This window comes from Microbulbifer maximicatervae (SeqCode) (genome assembly GCF_052467615.1).
In genome coordinates this window covers 3,766,956-3,782,989 of the sequence record NZ_CP174319.1, presented here as the reverse complement: position 1 = coordinate 3,782,989, position 16,034 = coordinate 3,766,956, and the positions used below count along the sequence as shown (strand labels likewise).

11 protein-coding genes are annotated in these 16,034 nt (G+C 45.6%); 4 read left to right on the top strand and 7 right to left on the bottom strand.

What is annotated here, in order from left to right:
- Nucleotides 1-133 precede the first annotated feature (133 nt).
- The 4 genes from ACJJIM_RS16720 to ACJJIM_RS16705 form a co-directional block, all read right to left on the bottom strand.
- On the bottom strand, nucleotides 134-3,151 hold the full coding sequence (locus ACJJIM_RS16720) for a DUF2339 domain-containing protein (protein ID WP_444911516.1): 3,018 nt from the start codon (nucleotides 3,149-3,151) through the stop codon (nucleotides 134-136).
- A 107-nt stretch (nucleotides 3,152-3,258) separates the two neighbouring features.
- Nucleotides 3,259-3,819, bottom strand: coding sequence for a DUF4166 domain-containing protein (locus ACJJIM_RS16715; RefSeq protein WP_444911515.1), 561 nt, complete (start codon nucleotides 3,817-3,819; stop codon nucleotides 3,259-3,261).
- Between the two features lie 26 nt (nucleotides 3,820-3,845).
- Entirely contained in the window at nucleotides 3,846-4,226 is a 381-nt protein-coding gene (locus ACJJIM_RS16710; protein ID WP_444911514.1) for a DUF5329 family protein, read from the bottom strand.
- Between the two features lie 107 nt (nucleotides 4,227-4,333).
- The gene (locus ACJJIM_RS16705; protein WP_444911513.1) at nucleotides 4,334-4,693 is read right to left on the bottom strand and encodes a hypothetical protein; all 360 of its coding nucleotides are present in this window, start codon (nucleotides 4,691-4,693) and stop codon (nucleotides 4,334-4,336) included.
- A gap of 639 nt (nucleotides 4,694-5,332) precedes the next feature.
- Here ACJJIM_RS16705 and ACJJIM_RS16700 point away from each other — a divergent pair.
- Nucleotides 5,333-8,131 (top strand): Ig-like domain-containing protein, encoded by a 2,799-nt coding sequence (locus ACJJIM_RS16700; RefSeq protein ID WP_444911512.1) that lies wholly within the window; start codon nucleotides 5,333-5,335, stop codon nucleotides 8,129-8,131.
- Between the two features lie 323 nt (nucleotides 8,132-8,454).
- Here the strand turns inward: ACJJIM_RS16700 and ACJJIM_RS16695 are convergent, their stop codons facing one another.
- Nucleotides 8,455-9,579: an alkene reductase gene (locus tag ACJJIM_RS16695; protein ID WP_413663299.1), complete on the bottom strand. Its 1,125-nt coding sequence runs from the start codon at nucleotides 9,577-9,579 to the stop codon at nucleotides 8,455-8,457.
- 146 nt (nucleotides 9,580-9,725) lie between these two features.
- Here ACJJIM_RS16695 and ACJJIM_RS16690 point away from each other — a divergent pair, with 146 nt between their 5' ends.
- Nucleotides 9,726-10,649 carry a LysR family transcriptional regulator gene (locus ACJJIM_RS16690; RefSeq protein ID WP_413663298.1) on the top strand — a complete coding sequence of 308 codons (924 nt, stop codon included), beginning with the start codon at nucleotides 9,726-9,728 and terminating at the stop codon, nucleotides 10,647-10,649.
- A gap of 140 nt (nucleotides 10,650-10,789) precedes the next feature.
- Here the strand turns inward: ACJJIM_RS16690 and ACJJIM_RS16685 are convergent, their stop codons facing one another.
- Nucleotides 10,790-12,955, bottom strand: coding sequence for a winged helix-turn-helix domain-containing protein (locus tag ACJJIM_RS16685; RefSeq protein ID WP_413663297.1), 2,166 nt, complete (start codon nucleotides 12,953-12,955; stop codon nucleotides 10,790-10,792).
- 220 nt (nucleotides 12,956-13,175) lie between these two features.
- On the opposite strand from ACJJIM_RS16685, the gene ACJJIM_RS16680 reads away from it, so the two are divergent.
- Nucleotides 13,176-14,021: an alpha/beta hydrolase gene (locus ACJJIM_RS16680; RefSeq protein ID WP_413663296.1), complete on the top strand. Its 846-nt coding sequence runs from the start codon at nucleotides 13,176-13,178 to the stop codon at nucleotides 14,019-14,021.
- 49 nt (nucleotides 14,022-14,070) lie between these two features.
- A complete protein-coding gene (locus ACJJIM_RS16675; protein ID WP_413663295.1) occupies nucleotides 14,071-15,273 on the top strand; it encodes a serine hydrolase domain-containing protein in 1,203 nt (400 codons plus the stop codon).
- Nucleotides 15,274-15,440: 167 nt separating this feature from the next.
- On the opposite strand, the gene csrA is transcribed toward ACJJIM_RS16675, so the two are convergent.
- Nucleotides 15,441-15,650 carry a carbon storage regulator CsrA gene (gene csrA / locus ACJJIM_RS16670; protein WP_413663294.1) on the bottom strand — a complete coding sequence of 70 codons (210 nt, stop codon included), beginning with the start codon at nucleotides 15,648-15,650 and terminating at the stop codon, nucleotides 15,441-15,443.
- Nucleotides 15,651-16,034 lie beyond the last annotated feature (384 nt).

The window sequence follows — 16,034 nt, the reverse complement described above, 5'->3', positions numbered from 1 at the left end:
CAGTGGCTTGCCAATCCGAGGGGCGAAGGCCACCGGTTCGGTAGAAGCGGCGGATAATTTTGATAAATGGACAGATAAATAATCGGGAGTCTGTCGATACCAAACTCCCGATGTGGCTTTGATGAACTAGCTGCTATTCGAGCAACTTGTGTCTAGATAAAAACCTCTGATATTGATATGCCGCCCCCAGCATACATAATCCCACTAACATACAAACGACTATCTTCTGTATTAGTGAGAAGTCCTGCATATCCCAGAGCACAATCTTCAGTGCAGCTATGCCGTAGATAATTAGTGACAACTTAAGTAACTTCTGAGTTTCGGGCTTTAATGTCTGGAACAATAGTAGGGTTGCATGGACAACGAGAGCGAAAGAAACTGCCGGTAGCCACATGGCATCAAATAGCTGTGCTAATAGAGCTACGTAAACAATAATCGCGGTAACATGCACCAGCCACATATTTGCCATTCGATGACCAGACCAAACGGCTCTTGTAGGCAGGGTTTTGTGGTAAGCCAGCAGGACAGCGATGCCAAGAGAGACCAGGTTATAGGCTCCAATCCACTCTGCATTGTGCGATTTCACAATGACAGCTCCGACTTGAATCAGTGTGATTAATTCAAAAATACCCAGTGTCAGTATGTAGAAGGGCGTAAGCTGGTTGCGTACTGGTCCTAGCTTGGGTTGGCTGAAAAAGAGGCTTCCAAAATAGAGCTGGGTGAGTAGTAATGACAGGACAAAGTCATGAGTTAAAGTGTAACTGACAGCTATCAGTACTGCCGCAAAATAGTAGAAGGCCATCGGGAATACAGGCTTCAGCACCCAGTGAATAGCATGCTGCCACTCCCTACCTGCGGGGTATCGCTTTAAGCCCTGGCCAAGCCATATGAGCCCTATGAAGCTGGCGACTCCCAGTAATAGCCCCTCCATCGCCTTGCCCTGCCAGCCGACAAACTCCTGTAGGAGACAACCGCCGATAGTGATAAGGCTTGCAGCAGAAATCAAAATGCGAACTTCTTGCTTTAGATGTTCCATCCGCAGCCATGTGGAGAGGAATAAGGCAATACCACACGAGAACCACATAGCAACAGTGAAGTAGTCACTGGCTTTATACAGTATGGTAGGTAAGGCGATAATGGGTAGTAAAGCGTAAAAGAGTTTACGCAGTGCCAATGCCAGCTTCTGCCCTGGTGATTGTATTTTCAGCTGGTGATAAAGCTCCGCAAGCAACCAAAGTCCCAGGAAAGCTTCAATACTGGCGATTTTTCCGTAGGGGATTTGATCGTAGAAATGAAGGTTGCCTACAACCGATGCACTGGCTAACAGTGGGACAAACAACAGAAGGTAATGCCAGAGACCGAGCCACTCGCTAAATGCTGAATTCGTGCGCTGGCTACGCCAGATCAGGAAAGTCATTGGCAGTGGTGCCAGCAACCACATCCCTTGCGGCCAGATAATACCCACCGATAGCAGGAAGCTCGCAGATAAAAGCAGTCCGAAAGCAATCTCTGCGATATAAGTGAAACGTTGTTCTGCGGGAGTGATTTTACCGGCACTACGGCGTAATAACTGGGTGAGAGCAAAGGCTCCAGCAGTGAGGGTCAGCCAGTTAGTCCAGCCTGCACTCACCTCTAAGGATAATAGTAGTGGAGCAGGAACCAAGCTCTCAGCCACCCATACGAGAGCTTGCAAGAATAAGGTTACGCCGGCGAGGGCTAGAGCGATATAGCCCTCACTTCGCACGCTGACAAAACCAAAATGTATTCCAAGGTAAATCAGCAGGAGGCCTTCCAGGCACCATACAATACCCAAAAATTCAGGGCTGCAGAGTGCCAGAATTGCCAGGCCTGTTAACAAGCCCCCATGGAGTAAAGCCATTGCGAGGATACTGCGGGCCGAGGCACTATTAACATCGTAGCCGAACAGGTGGCGTGAGTAGATGGCGAGCGCGGCCCAGGGTATTAGGTTGAGTAACCAAACCACACCTAGTGCATTAGCAGTGGGTGCTAGAGACCAGCTAATATGAATAAATAGCACCAGGTTTGCTACCAGCAAACCGAGGCGTCTCCTATCCATTTCCTTGCCATTAAGCCCACCCAGTATGTAATGGGCAAACCCATAGAAGAAACCATGCAGTATCAGTAACAGACCCCAGTTTGAGCTAGACTCGCCTAAGTTTGCGACTGAAAACTCGAACATCCCTGCGCTGAGCACCATGGTGACCACTGCCAGCTGAGGCCATTGAATCAACTTGGACAAACGCAGCATTGCGAGCGCGAGTACCAACAAGTAGCTGAGATAAATAACTGCGGATGGATCAAAATGATTGGCCACCAAGGGCATGGTGGCTCCACCCAGCAGAGTCACCATGGAAACAACCCGGGTCTCGAATAGTAGGGCGAGAAAATAAGCAACTCCGGTAGTTACTACAAGCAGCCCCACACCGATGGGAATCGGAACCAACTGATAGTATGGCCCAGCAAAGTAACCACATAAGTAAAGCAGTATGACCCCGAGAGCGATCAGTCCTGAGCCGTAATCCGCCATGTTGGGCATGCGCCGCCTGAACATTACTCCACCAGTAGTAGTCGCCGCTGCTACCAGGAAGCCTAAAGTCACTTTACCTACAGGCCCCAAATAGGCATTGAAAGAAAACTGCAACAGGTAAGCAAAGCCAAACACCAGCGCCAGGATGCCGGCAGCGGTCATAAAGAAGACAGGAGCCTTCCCTTGGCTTTGGTAGTGCCGGTAGAAACTCATTAGGGAGCCCCACACTCGGCTCATGGGTTCCAGAGCAGGTTCCAATAGGCTCGGTAGCTCCTCAGATAGCCATTTAGCCTGTCTACCAGGCTTCTCGGTTCTGTTAGGAGCATTGGTAATAGTACTTGCTGGCTGGGTTGGAGTTTCAGGAAGAGAGGGATTAGGTTGCTTTGTCGACGGGGATCTGGAGGGATGCGTACCCATCAATTGGGATAGCTCATCTTCTGGCTCATCCACTGTCGGGAGCTGGATTGCTAACTGATCCCTAGTATCTTGCTGTGTCTGCGCTTCTAAAGCCGATAACCGCTGTTCGAATATCTCAATGCGACGGCGATTGTCTCGCTCCAGCAGAGCTAGTTCCGCGCGAAGTGATTGCAGTTCACTTTCCATATATCTTTCACTATTGTTTTTAGTGAGATTATCTCTCGTTACGCTCGGCTACAAGTATATGTAATCAAGGTTTTTGAAATACCTTTTACCAGAGGTTAATCGCACAGCTATCTAGTTTCAGGGAGTTGTTCACGCAATATTCCCGAATAGCCAAATGAGAACCCTATAATCGGTAACGAAATCGATACCTCAAAGTGATATTGATTGTTAATGATTGATTTGCCTGCGACGATCCTGGGCCTTAAGACCGAGGGAATTGGGATATGAAGAATAGAAACTGACTGTGGGTCCCAAAACCAGTTTCCTTCCTCTATGGAAACGCCAAGTCGGATATTAATTATCCCTGTTTTTTCAACCCAATAACCAGCTTTTTCTCTTGTCCCTATAGGTACAAATTCTGAAATCATTGAATGGCTATTTGAGAAAGTACGAGACCAGACTAATTTATGCTGGGTGTGCTGAATATTTACTGAAAAAGGAGATTCCTTTGTATTTTGTGGGACTCCCAGCTTTCCAGCAATTCGTTTGCCTATAATTCCAGCTAGTCCAGAGCCGAACTGAACTTTAACCTCCCCGGAGAGCTTTGCCCCTGTTGTATGTAGGCGTTGTAGTAGCGGGTTTAGCTTGTTGAAGTCGGAGCCAAACCAACTGGTGACAGCATTTACCATGCTATTTTGATTGCATTGCTAGCTTCTCAATTAGCATTGGATCTTAGCTGTGTCGTTTCACGGTAGCGTGCTAATTCGTTCAGAAGCCACCTTTGGGATTCTTCTTTAGGCTTATCGGCACACTGAATATGGTAGGGCTTACCACTAAAGGTGCTCTTGGTCGCACTTAGCCTAATAAAATCCTCCGCGCTATCAATTTTGTTGGAGAAATACTTATATTTCTTCTCCATATGCTCCGCTGCTTCCTGGCTGGTGTGCTTACTATCGTTGCGGATAAAGGTACACTCTGAAGCAGAGACAAACTCCATTAGGTGGTTTATTTCGTTGATAGGAGTATCTGCTTGAGCCAGGTTGGAGGACATACTTAGCGAGATAATAGTAAGTAAAGTTGAGATACCTTTAATCATTTTCCCATTCCTTGGCTGTGGGGTATCAGGGGAGTTCATTAGCGGGCCGAGAACTGGTATAGGGTCAAGAGGAGCGCTATACCAGAACTATATCAAGGCCAGCAGCCTTAAGTGTTCTTAGTGACTACCACTTTTGCAGTGCACTGTACGCTCTTGCTAGCTTCCTCTCCAACAACTTCAGAGGATTCAGTCAAAATTTTTGAGACGGTAAGTTCAGAGGCAGAAATCACCTCCATCATTTCCTTCTTACAGTTGGTGATGTTGATTGCATTAGAGGTAGTCGGGTCGTAACTGATTTTGTGAGAAAAGTCTCTTTCTTCTTCACCATTACGGCTTCGCTTGATGCTTTGGAACGCCTCTTTACCCGCATCTACAGTGTCCCCGATAACGTTGCCAGGCTGTACCTCAAGCGTCATACAGGAAGTGGTGGCCAAGGCTATTGCAATAATGGTTAAGAATTTGTTCATTTCTTCTTTAGGCTCTGGAAATTGTAGTGTTTAACCCTTAATAGAACGGTAAGCCTACCGTTCAGAAGTCTAGAGGATCATTCTACATGAGTCGCCTTATAGAGTCGTAACAGAACTCGAATTGTAGTTAATAATCGGGTAGGGCTGATTATATATCGCTCAATTTGGTTGATAAAAATACATGTAAGATAGAGCTTTCGTACTAGAAACTGGTTTGTAAGTGGTTCTAAGTGTTTTTTCCATAATTAGTATTATGGAATGCTTCCTAGCTATATTGAACTTATTGTCTTCTGCTCAAATTTCGACACTCGTGCGTCCTATAGGAGTTTCTGAGTCAAAGGTTTCTGATCTGTCTAGTTATTGGGTTTTTAGTCTTTTCTTTAAAAATTCTGGAGAGACCCAAAAAGGTTATTTCAATCAAGTCAGTGATAAAAAAGATCAGAAGAAATTGCTACTTAACCTCTAGGATCACTTTGTTCAAAGGTCTATACAGTGAATGCCCGGTCACCAGTCTAGTTGGTACGATTTATGTGTAAAATCTATAGACATCCTTAATTTTTCCATAATTTTCTTTGCTAAAGTTGCGCCCCATAAAAGTACAACAAAAAATTTTTGTTAAAAGTTCTTGGGGAGTTCATTATGGGTAGCTTTAAAAAAGTTCTGTGCTTCAGCTCTATCATTGCTATTTCCGCTTGTGGAGGTGGAGGCGGCGGTGGTAGTTCGAATGAAGGTGGTTCGGGTGGTTCGGGTGGTGGTTCAACTAATAGCCCTCCTGAGTTTGTCTCTGCAAGTGAAGTCACTACGGAGGAAAATAGTACCGGTACTTTGCTTACACTATCCGCTAGTGATGCCAATGGGGACAGCATTAGTTACAACACTATTGGCGGCGAAGACCAGTCCCGATTTCTAATAGATAACGGTAACCAGTTGCGCTTTGGTTTTGCTCCAGATTTCGAGAATCCTGCCGACGCAGATGGAGATAATATCTACCAGGTGACAATCGAGGCTAGCGATGGCAACGGAGGTCAGACGAGCCAGGAAATTGTGGTAACAGTTACTAATGTCAACGATGGCGCTCCCGAGTTTTCATCTGCAACAGAAGTTACAGTCGAAGAAGATGTAAGCGGGGTTTTTTACACCGCTATGGCTCAGGACCCAGATGGAGATGAGGTCACATTTTCATTGAGCGACGATGCTGATACTGCATTGTTTTCTATTGATTCTGCTAGCGGTGAACTTAGCTTTAACACTGCTCCAGATTTTGAGTCTCCTGCAGATAGTGACAAAGATAATTATTATCAGCTATCAATCAGCGCTGCTGATAGTGAAGGAGTCGCCAACCAGCTTACGCTACAAGTGTCTGTGACTGATCTAGTTATACCTTCCCCTCGTATGGTTTTCCCCACTGCGGGTGCCAATATGGGAGGGAAGCTTTCCAGCCTCGCTCTTACTACCAGGGTCTTAGACTTGGAAAGTGGCGAAAATACTACCGAGCAATTGTCTAGCATCACGATTGATAGTCAGTCACCGATTATGGATGCAACGTCCTCGTCAATTTGGTATCTCGATAGCACAGTTGATAAAGGTCGCGACTCCTATATTCTTTCAGCCCAGTTTGTCTCAGGCGAAACGGTCCAAAGTTTTCACTCTGTCAAGAATGAGCTTTTAATCCATTGGCCAGTGGGGGTGTCCTACGACAATTTATATGGAAGTCGGTATTTCGCTGATACCGGCTTGAACATGATATTTGAGATAGATTTTACATATACGCGCCGGGAAATTTCTGGGCCATCGGTTGGGTCCGGTCCATCTCTGAATCCAATCGATATGGTACAAAAATTCCCCACGGTGCGCGCCGATCCAGCTGATGACTACTTTATCGTATTGAATAGGGACGGGAGTATCTACTCTGTACAACGGACAACCGGTAACCGTACGCAATTGTCCACATGGGTTCCGGCAGATCTCACTTCATTGGCATTGACTGGCTATGGAGGTATTGCTTACGCCACAAGAGCACAGGGATCGTATGGAGAAATTATTGAATTTGACCTGCTGAATGGAGGTTACTCCGTGATATCCAGTTCTAATTCATCGTCCCCGATTGGCGCTGGCGCTGACATGATATATCCAAAGGGTATTGCGCTAGATGAGCCAAATGGGCAGCTTTACGTGGGTGACGACAGCACAGATTCTATACTTAGAATAGATATTGCAAGTGGTGATAGAACAACAATAAGTGGTAATGGTATCGGCAGCGGCGAACCCGTGTCGCAACCAGAGGGTTTAATCGTCGATGTTGACAGTGGCAAGATTTATGTTACCAATGGCCAAGTTCAGAATATCCTGCAAGTGGACATATCAACCGGTGATCGCACAGTTGTCACTGACTGGACCAAGGGGGAAGGATTGCGGCTTGTAAATCCCCAGTCAATTAGTCAAGGGGTCGGTAGCGATAGCCTTCTGGTGTCCGGAATTCTCTTCGACCCGGTGATCATGTCTGTCGATATCAATACGGGAGATCGTACAGAAATTTCCTCCAATCATGTTGGTACGGGCCCCAGCTATGTTTGGAACAATATAAGCTATAACCGTAAGACTGACCGGTTACTGACTGTTGTTGTAGATAGTTCCATAGCGGCGGAAATAGATTTACAAAACGGCAACCGCACCATCGCGGCTGAATTTATTCCGCCCGCTTCAGCTCGTGTTCGACCGTCTGCGATTGTTCCGGATGACTCAGGTCAATATGCATATATATTCGATGAGAGCAACGATGAATTAATTAAGCTTGATTTGGAAAGTGGTGAATTCGAGAGTATCTCTGCGCCTGGTATTGGTGAAGGCCCTGCGTTCTCCGGTGGCGTAGAAGCCATGGAGTTGGATGCCACTAACAATCACATGGTTTTGCTACAGGATACAGGGTTAGTAAGCGTAGATCTTGATAGTGGCGATAGGGAAGTTATCTCTGATAATAATACCGGCATAGGGCCCTCCTTTGACTCCGCCAACGGCTTAGCTTTGGATCTCACTAATAACCGTGCGTTTGTTAGCGATTACGGGACTGGTGGTATCTGGCAAGTGGAACTGACTACCGGTGAAATAAGCACTTTTGTTTCGTCTGTGAATGGCGGCACCGCAGATATGGACCCTCATGATGTGGTTTTGGATACAATTGGTAACCGTCTTTTAGTAGGTACCCGCAGCGGAAATTTAGTAGCCATTGATATGGACGACTTTTCACAGTCAATTCTATCTAGTGGCAAGGGTTGTGATAGCGACTGCCGTGGTGACGGAATTGAAGTGGAGAGCCTCTCCTCCATGGCTATTGACACAGAAGGCCGCCGTCTCTTTGCCTACGATGGTGGCTGGAATGGCGTGCAAGGAGTTGTTGTTATTGACTTGCGTTCTGGCCAACGCGCACTGGCTTCCAAATAGGAGCCTACCGGGTCCCAAATAAAGGGGGCCCGGTATCTTTATATCGAATTACGAGGCTTGTATAGCAGGTGCTGGAACTACGAGATGATTCTGGATCGGTATTGGAAGCCCTGCTTGAATGGCAAGTCCTTTAAAAACGGCAATAAATAATTCTACAGTAGCTCAATAAAAGAAGCCCCAGAAAATAGAATTCTCTGAGGTTATCTATTTCTAATCAATAAGCGCTTATGCCTTTTGAATAGCGCTGATAGACTTTAGAAATATTTATAGAAATGCCACTTACAGCTAGCAATTCATAATGAACAAGTCCAGCCTACGCCAGATCACGGCTGGTAGAGAGGGTAGTCGGTATATCCTACTTCGGTGCCGCCATACATAGTGTTTGGATCAACCTGATTGAGTGGCCATTCATTGCGAATACGCGTGGGAAGATCCGGGTTGGCAATAAAAGGTCGGCCAAAGCCAAAGATATCTCCATGACCTGCGTCAAGCACCCGCAAAGCTTTCTCGGGGGAATACTTTCCTGCATACATGATGCGTCCGCCAAAGATTTCACGTACTTCTCGATAGAAATTCTCAGGTAAATCCGGTGCATTATCCCAATCCGCCTCGGCCAGTGACAGATAGGCAATTCCAGCTTCGTTTAGCAGCTTGATAGCCTCGATATAAGTCTTGTGGGGATCACTCTCTACCAGACCTAGGTAGACTCTGTCCTCATCGGTACTTTCGAAAAGCGGTGCAAACCGGACACCGAGTCGTTCGCTGCCGACTTCTTCTGATACCGCTGCAACAATTTCTTTAAGGAAACGCAGACGATTTTCCAAACTACCACCATACTCATCATCGCGATGATTGGTATGTTCTGAAATAAACTGGTTCACAAGGTAACCGTTGGCACAGTGTAGCTCAACACCATCAAAACCAGCTTCCATCGCATTTCGTGCGGCTTGGGCATAGAGTTGAACCAGTTCTTTAACTTCCTCTGTTGTCAGCGCACGAGGCTCACTGGGGTCAGCCAGGGCGCCTTGTCCTGGACCTGTCTCGATAAATACCTTAACTGCGTCTGCACGGATAGCAGATGGCGCAACGGGCGCTGCATTGCCAGGCTGTAGTGAAGTGTGGGATACACGCCCAACATGCCAGAGCTGGGCAAAGATGATACCGCCTTGATCGTGCACGGCTTTGGTCACTTTTTTCCAGCCTTCGATCTGTTCCTTCGAATAGATTCCGGGTGTCCAAGCGTAGCCCTGGCCTCTTGGTTCGATTTGCGTGCCCTCTGTAACCATAAACCCAGCACCAGCACGCTGTGAGTAATAGTTAGCCATCAAGTCATTGGCAATATTTCCAGGCTGGCTACTGCGTGATCGGGTCAGGGGTGGCAGAACAATACGGTTTTTCAGGGTGTAAGGGCCCAGGTTGATCTCACTGAATAGTGACTCGTTTTTCATAATGACCTTCCTGTTAAAAACTGACTGCAGCGAGTGTTTGAAAAGACACAGGTAAAAAGCAGCGGTGATAAGGGCAACTGAATAGCCCCAGCGAGTTTTGGCTGTGCCTTGTGATGGTGGGAATACTAGAGGTGCAAGGATACAATTTGAAACAACTACTCTTTGTCTTGGTTACAAATATGAATGGTATAAGCCGCCTGGACCTAAAACAGCTACGTATACTGGAAGCACTGCTTCAAGAGAGGAATCTATCCCGGGTAGCGGAAAAGGTGGGGTTAACCCAGCAAGCGATAAGCGAACAGTTGCGTAAGCTGAGAGAAGTGTTTGATGACCGGCTGTTTATCCGGCAAGGCAACGGTATGGTGCCCACCCCTGTTGCTGAGCAGCTGGGAGGCAGGATCAGTAGTATTTTGAAGGATGTAGAGTCACTGCTAACCCCAATAGCGTTTGATCCGGCAACTTATAGAGGGATTTTTAGTATTAGTGCCACGGATTACGCAATTCAATCGGTACTGCCCCAGCTATTAGAGGTTGTCCGTAAATCTGCCCCGGAACTTAAAGTTATCGTCAGGGACTTTGAAACAGATAATCTCAATCAGTTAATGGTTGCTGGTGAGATCGACTTAGCGCTTACCTTTCCTGATTTCATCCCGGATGACCTGCCATACAAATTGCTATTTGAGGAGCAACATGTCTGTATAGCGGGAAAAAAGTCTCCACTGAAGAGTAAGTCATTAACGTTGGCAGACGTAGCCGAGCTTCCGCAACTGATCATTTCACCGTCACGGGCAAACCTCAAAGGATCACACGATGAGTGGTTTGCGATGCAGGGGCTAAAACGCAATATTGTTATGTCGATACCCAGCTTCTCTGCTGCCCCAGATATAATTGCAGCTACAGACACAATTGCGTTCTATCCCTCAAGACTTCTACCCAATAAAAAAGTTATTCCCCTTAAGTTGGACACGCAAACACCAAAATTTGAGGTTATAGCAGCATGGCATAGTCGATCTAACCATAGCCAGCTTCATATGTGGATGGTTGAACAGTTGATGAAACTTTTTAAGTAGCCTCTTGGGTAACTAATAGACTCCTATATAGAGCGTTAGAAGTATACAAAAGAATAATATTTGGAATTAAATCGCGGTGGGAAAATAAGATGGTTTATTGAGAACCATCTTATTTTTTAAAACTAAAACAGGTTGTATTTCTATTCCCGTAAGAATAACTCAGCCACTTCTTTTTTAGCGGCAACAACATAGGTAATCATTAGGTTTTCCTGATTAATATCAGTCAAATAATCGATATCTCTATGCACTGCTCTCAAAATAGAAAAGTTACTGGTGTCGAGGTCGTAAGACCATAACTGATCATCTCGATTGATTGAGTAAATCACATTCTCTTTGAGTACAAACCTTTTCTCACTGCCCTGATGAACCAGCTCTTCGATTAGCTGGTCTTCCGCAGGGCCAGGCTGCCAGAAGCGGTTCATATGATCCATATAGATCAGCTGGCCATCCTTGCTTCGTTGGGCCCAGTTAACTTGGGTATCGTTGATAATGCTTACTTCAAGATTATCCAAGTTTACTTCTGCAAACTTTGTAACGCCTTTAACCGTTAAAGTTAACAGCGCGAGGTTACTTACACTATCCCACTGGAATAGTCGGTCAACTGGATGCGCTAGTGAATAGGCTTCTCTGCTACCGTCCAGGGAGATTTTAGTCAGTACCTGATTGGCACTCGCCAGTATGTTTTGGCCGTCGGCGGACCAGCTAATACCGTAGATATTGGTATCCATTGGAAACTGGCTGACTTGCCGTAAATCGCTGCCATCAGTTATCCACACCTGGTCTTCACCAGAGCGCCTGGATGTAAATGCAATCAAGTTGCCATTGGGTTGGAAAATGCCATCATCTTCTCCCAAAATCGACCGTGTTGTGCTTGGGTAGAGTTCGCTGACATCTTCCTCCGAAGGTGTTTCGAATGACTCAGATTGGTTAAGCGGTATTGATGCAATATCACTATCGTATCGGCCCTTAATGAGAAGTGCCCTCTGCCCATTTGGGTGAAAATCGGGTGTGCTGGCAGATTGATCCAAAGGCAAATCGAGCTTACTGACCTTTCCATCGTAAGTAAGAGAGAAGAGTCGTCGGCCTGTGCTAAAGATTAACTCATCTTTAAGCGGCGAAAAGTTAGGGGATATAGTCCTGCGCTGGGGGATTTCATCTGGATAGTCTACCGGGTGGCTGGATAAAAGTGCCCCTTTGGAATCCAGCATATCGATATAAAGCTGGCCATCTTGGTGATGGCTGGTTACAGCTATTAACCCATCAGCGATTGAGTAATCAAAGTAGGCCAGATTTCCATTCTCCAGATCATAAAGGACTCGACTGGTATTATCCCTGACTGAATAGTTGATCAACCGCCAACGGTTAGTCTCTTTATGCAAAATAGCGAGATCATTGTTATTTAACCATACAGGGTTCCTAATGGCCGAGTTCTTACAGCGCATTAATACATTTGGTTGTTGTGGGCTTACCAATGCCTTTTGAAAATCCAGGCTTACCAGGTTGTAACAGGTATTCTGGGTTAGCGGTATGGTGCAGTCTTCTTCGGAAATAAATACCAGTTTCTTGCCGTCTGGTGATAGTGTATGGCGGCCATAAGTACCCCATTCTGGAGTTAATTCCGTCTCCTTCTGGGTATGTATATTCCTGGCCCAGATTTTATTAACACAGAGCTTATCTAGATAACGATTAAAAATAATATATTCACCATCTGGCGAATAAGAGGGGCCAAATTCTTTGCGGTCAGTTGCGGTTACTGCCTGTAATCGATCAAATACAAGCTGAGAGCTTTGCTCGGGTGGAGAGTATTTAAATATAGCAAATACTAATAATACCAACCCGACAAGTGCAAAGATTGGAAATCGATTTGGTTTGATAGTCTGGGCTTGGTGGCTTGGATTAGCCGGTGTTATATCTATTTCAGGCTTAGGGGAAGTGGGGGAGGGAGCTTCTTCTTTCGGTGCTGTCTTATCCTGAGGAATAGAATCATCATCTTGCCAAACAATATCGCACTCCAGGCTATAACCCTGTTTGGCGTGAGTTCTAATATAAGACTGCTGCTTTCGATCCTCACCCAAGGCTTTTCTAAGTTGCGCAATACTTCTTTGCAGCGTATTTGGTGTGACTATTGTATCGGGCCAGACTTCAGACAGTAGCTCATCCTGGCTCACCACTTTTCGCTGATGCTTTGCCAAGTGGGTTAAGACAGCAAGGGCTTTTGGGGGGATAGTTTGCGATTGCTCACTTCGGGTGATCTGGTTTCTGGATAAATCAATAAAGAAGTCACCCACCCAATATTGTAAAGCCATTGATGTATCTACCTGAACAAAATTTGAGCTGAATTTTTGCCGTCGATACTAGCATAAACCCTGATTACATCTAAAGCGTGCTTTGTAACTCATTGATAAATAAGAACTTTATGCCAGCAGCACAAAGTCATCCAAAAATCAGGAGCATTTCAGGTGTTTCATTGGCTCCTTATTTATATTGAGCGCTTCTCCGATCACATGTAACGGTATAAATACTGATATGAAAAAGCGTTTACTAGTCGCCTTTCTCCTGTTGCTACCTATCGCTGCCCTTGAAGCAGGTGAGCATAAGGCCCTGGAGTTATCCACAATCCAAGTAATACCCATTCAGGACTCCAGCAGTAACAGAGAATACGAGCTGTTTATTAAGCTGCCTGAAAAATACGAGGAGAGTGATACTAAGAAGCACCCGGTTATTTACTATACAGATGCTTTATGGGCAGTTGAAATACTATCGGCCACTACTGAATACGCACTGGAAGATGCCATTTTGGTGGGTATTGGTTGGCAGAAAGATAAGCCAGCTGATGAAAATGAATGGTCGAGTCGATATCGGGACTTTAAGCCAGCACTACCCTCAGATAATAAAGATAAAAAAACCTATAAAGGAGAGGCTCATCAGCATCTCGCCTTTATAAGAAATGACGTTATTAAGTATATCGAAAGCAATTACCGCGCAAATCCAGATAACCGTACTTATTTCGGTTACTCATTCGGAGGGCTCTTTGGGGTTTATGCCTTAATAAGCCAACCGGATACTTTTCAAAACTACATTATCGGTAGCCCATCAAGATTGATAGGCACTTATATGGATTCCCGGCTTGAATCAGAGCCTAACAAACCATTGATGGAACTACCCAAGCAAACAAACGTATTTATTGCTTACGGTGCATTAGAGAAGGAGCTCGGCGCTACGGTAGAAAAGTTTGTTGGCGAGTTAAAGGGCCAAAAATTGGCTAACTTATCTCTGGAGCCGGTGGTTATCGAATCGGCGAATCACACTACAGCATTCCCAAAGACATCCGTGCGCAGTATTTATTGGCTTGCCGATAAGCTGAAACACTAATCAATGGAATATCGAATCATATTAATTATAAATAAATTTGGGCTCTAAGATGATTATTAAAAAGCTAATCGCAATCGGCTTAATGTATGGCATAAGCGCCACTGCGAGCGCAGGAGATTTGCATGCTCCAGAAATAAATATGGCCGACTATGGTAGTGACCTCACAGGCCTGGAGAGATCAATACCAAAGCTTAAAAAAGCATTTATTGATACAACTCCAGCGGATAGAAAAGACGGTATTCCTGTTGGTGAGATAGATGTAATCAAGGAGAGTTTGCAACAGCTGGCACTAGAAATAGCTGATAACCAACATACACCTTACGATAGCTTGCTAATTGCACAAAACAACAAACTGGTATTTGAATCCTATTACTCCCTTGGTCGTGTCAATTTTCCTCACCCACAAGCGTCTGCCACCAAGGCCTATACAGCCCTGGCAATTGGGAGGGCGATACAGTTAGGTCATTTGACCATGGAAGACCTAGACAAGCCTGTCACTTCCTTCCTCAAAGGATTGGATAGGAAGCAGTTTGTTAAAGGCGCAGACCTTGTCACACTGAATCATGCTATGAGCATGCAGTCAGGAATCCGTATTGCAGAGGAAAAACTCGATGTCTTACTGGAAAACAAAGAGCAGTTAACCGGGAAAAAGCTGGCCCAAATCTATCTAAGTCACAGTAAGCCGATCACTTCTGATTCGCAAACTTATTTATACCAAGGCTCAGACCCAATGATTGCAATGCTGGTTCTGGATGCTGTAGTTCCCGGCACCGCGAGTGACTTTATTAAAGAAGAGCTGCTGGAGAAGATGGGGATAGATATCTATCACTGGAAGGAAGCTGTTAGTGGGGTGCCCCAGGCAGGATCAAGAGCCATGATGACATCGCGCAGTATGGTTAAGTGGGGCACTTTGGTACTTAATAAGGGAAAATGGAATGGCCACCAGTTAATACCGGAGGCGTATATTGCCAAGGCTACTGGTAAAGTAGCTGTTCCCAAAGATGATGAGTTTGACTACACCAATTTTTCATACGGCTACTTCTTCTGGCGAACGCCTTTGAAGGTTGGAAACAAGAAATATATTGCAAAGTTTGGCTGGGGCGGTGGTGGCCAGTATGTGATCTCCATTGAAGATCTTGATTTAGTGATTGCGATCACCGGCCACAGAGATGATGACAAAACCCTGGGTTTGATAGAACAACGTATTTTGCCGGCTTTTGCATCTTCTGCATTAGGTGGTACAGCTGGCTAAATTGTTACATTAATTGACCTTGCCTAGGCACTGTTAAACTTTCCTGTCCAGCATTTAGGGCCTCTGGAATAAGGAAGCCCTAAATGCTGGACAGATTGTTCGATTACACAAGGGTTGCGGTAGTTATCGTTTTTGAAGTAGTAGGACCAAAGCAGGATTGTTAGGGTTCACTCTACTGGGAAAATTTGCTTTTTATCCCCATTGTCTTGCCTCTGTTGTCTTTTGATTCTCCTATAAATCTCTTCACGGTGAACCGGTAAGGTCTTGGGAGCGATTATACCTACCCGCACCTGATTACCTTTAACTTCTAATATTGTTATTGAGACGTTTTCCCCAATCCTGAGGTTCTCGCCTGTACGGCGGTTTAAAATCAACATATTGGTTTCCTAATGAGACGCAAAGCATTGGCAAACCTCCCGCAACGGGAAGGTCCGGAAAGTAATATCGGTTGCAGGTATTAGGAGGGGCGCGAGAACGGTAGGCGTAAAAGAAGAAAAGGCGGGCGCTAGACTCCCAGTGCTTGGGGAATCGCCTCAGGTTACTGAATGTGCAACCTTTTATTGAAGACGAGTGGGTTTCTAGCGTACCATTCATGGAGCCACTTTGATAATTATGCTATCAATTTGGTTAGCTGGCCCCGGGTGTTGCCGCACCTTGGGTCAGCGCCTTTTACTTACTCTTACGTCACGCTACCGTTCTCCTTTGAGAATGGGTCTTTTATACAACTCTTGATGTTCTTGTTTTATCTTGGGCTGCTGGCT

Excerpts from the sequence above, each read along its gene's own strand:
- ACJJIM_RS16720 (WP_444911516.1), bottom strand. The coding sequence starts at position 3,151 with ATGGAAAGTGAACTGCAATCACTTCGCGCGGAACTAGCTCTGCTGGAG.
- ACJJIM_RS16715 (WP_444911515.1), bottom strand. The coding sequence starts at position 3,819 with ATGGTAAATGCTGTCACCAGTTGGTTTGGCTCCGACTTCAACAAGCTA.
- ACJJIM_RS16710 (WP_444911514.1), bottom strand. The coding sequence starts at position 4,226 with ATGATTAAAGGTATCTCAACTTTACTTACTATTATCTCGCTAAGTATG.
- ACJJIM_RS16705 (WP_444911513.1), bottom strand. The coding sequence starts at position 4,693 with ATGAACAAATTCTTAACCATTATTGCAATAGCCTTGGCCACCACTTCC.
- ACJJIM_RS16700 (WP_444911512.1), top strand. The coding sequence starts at position 5,333 with ATGGGTAGCTTTAAAAAAGTTCTGTGCTTCAGCTCTATCATTGCTATT.
- ACJJIM_RS16695 (WP_413663299.1), bottom strand. The coding sequence starts at position 9,579 with ATGAAAAACGAGTCACTATTCAGTGAGATCAACCTGGGCCCTTACACC.
- ACJJIM_RS16685 (WP_413663297.1), bottom strand. The coding sequence starts at position 12,955 with ATGGCTTTACAATATTGGGTGGGTGACTTCTTTATTGATTTATCCAGA.
- ACJJIM_RS16680 (WP_413663296.1), top strand. The coding sequence starts at position 13,176 with ATGAAAAAGCGTTTACTAGTCGCCTTTCTCCTGTTGCTACCTATCGCT.
- ACJJIM_RS16675 (WP_413663295.1), top strand. The coding sequence starts at position 14,071 with ATGATTATTAAAAAGCTAATCGCAATCGGCTTAATGTATGGCATAAGC.
- csrA (WP_413663294.1), bottom strand. The coding sequence starts at position 15,650 with ATGTTGATTTTAAACCGCCGTACAGGCGAGAACCTCAGGATTGGGGAA.